Annotated in this window: 1 protein-coding gene; it reads left to right on the top strand. The window is 41.9% G+C overall.

Annotation, left to right across the window (positions count from 1 at the left end):
* Positions 1–177: 177 nt before the first annotated feature.
* Positions 178–485 (top strand): trigger factor family protein (locus ACTHSP_RS21740; RefSeq protein ID WP_440346975.1); only part of this gene is annotated, 308 nt, incomplete at its 3' end.

Genomic DNA, 485 nt, shown 5'->3' on the forward strand with positions numbered 1-485 from the left:
AAACACAAAGGCCGTCTGAAAAGAATTTCCTACTTTTCAGACGGCCTTTTTATGTTATTCGTGAAACATTGTGTTATACTAAGCAGCTAAATTTTGACCTTATGCACGCTTCCGAAATTCTTCGGGATACTGGGTATAAGGATAACCGTTTAAACACAACAAATTTAAGGGCTTACGATGAGCGTAACTGTTGAAACTTTAGAAAATCTGGAACGCAAAGTAGTATTGTCTCTGCCTTGGTCCAAAATCAACGCAGAAACTGAGAAAAAACTGAAACAAACCCAACGCCGTGCAAAAATTGACGGCTTCCGTCCGGGTAAAGCACCGTTCAAAATGATTGCCCAAATGTACGGTGCAAGCGCACAAAACGATGTTATCAACGAATTGGTACAACGCGAGTTCTACGAAGTTGCCGTTGCTCAAGAATTGAAAGTTGCCGGTTACCCACGCTTTGAAGCCGTTGAAGAACAAGACGATCAAGAGTC

The sequence above is a fragment of the Neisseria sp. P0001.S005 genome (assembly GCF_051963715.1).